Origin of the sequence: Halonotius pteroides (assembly GCF_003605635.1) — an archaeon.
Lineage (GTDB): Archaea > Halobacteriota > Halobacteria > Halobacteriales > Haloferacaceae > Halonotius > Halonotius pteroides.
On the sequence record NZ_QMDW01000096.1, the window covers coordinates 1 to 1086 of the forward strand.

Here is a 1086-nt window from a genome sequence, read left to right on the forward strand (position 1 = left end):
TCGCTCGCGTCCCCGCGGACCCCGGCCAGCGCGTCGATCTCGTCGAAGAAGACGATCGATGGGGCGGCCTGACGGGCACGGTCGAACACCTCCCGGACGGCCTTCTCCGATTCGCCGACGTACTTGTCGAGCAGTTCCGGCCCGGCGACGGAGACGAAGTTCACCTCGCTCTCGCCGGCGAGCGCCCGGGCGAGGAGGGTCTTGCCGGTCCCGGGCGGCCCGTACAGGAGGACCCCGGAAGGCGGATCGGTGTTCGTCGCCTCGAAGAGCGCACCGTAGGCGAGGGGCCACTCGACGGCCTCGGTGAGCACCCGCTTTGCCGCCTCGAGGCCGCCGACGTCGTCGAAAGTCGCCTCGGGCGTCTCGGCGACGTACTCGCGCATCGTCGAGGGGTCGACGGCGGTGAGGGCGGTCTCGACGTCGGCCTGGGTGACCACGAGGTCCTCGCGGCCCTCGCGGCCCCGAAGCGCGCGCATGGCGGCCTCCGTGACGAGGGCGTGGACGTCCGCGCCGACGAAGCCGTGGGTTCTGGCGGCGAGCGCGTCGAGGTCGACGTCGTCGGCGAGCGGCATCCCGCGGGTGTGGACGTCGAGGATCTCCCGGCGGCCCGACTCGTCGGGCGCGCCGATTTCGATCTCCCGGTCGAAGCGCCCGCCGCGCCGCAGGGCGGGATCGATCGCGTCGACGCGGTTCGTCGCGCCGACGACGATGACCTGTCCGCGGTCCTCGAGGCCGTCCATGAGCGTCAGAAGCTGCGCGACGACCCGGTTTTCCATGTCGGCGTCCTCGTCTCTCGTGCCGGCGATGGAGTCGATCTCGTCGACGAAGACGACCGACGGCTGGTTCTCGATCGCCCGTTCGAACGTCTCCCGGAGCCGTTCTTCGCTTTCGCCTTTGTACTTCGAGACGATTTCGGGGCCGTCGATCACCTCGAAGTGGGCGTCGACCTCGTTGGCGACCGCCTTCGCGATGAGCGTCTTGCCGGTCCCGGGCGGCCCGTACAGGAGGACCCCGGAGGGCGGATCGATGCCGAGTTTCCGGAAGAGCTCCGGCTCCGAGAGGGGCAACTCGATCATCTCTCTGACC

At 70.2% G+C, this 1086-nt stretch carries 1 protein-coding gene; it reads right to left on the reverse strand.

The genetic code is table 11. The annotated features are described in order from the left end of the window. The coding region (locus tag DP106_RS15295; protein ID WP_120086644.1) for an AAA family ATPase at positions 1–1086 on the reverse strand (1086 nt) is incomplete at both ends.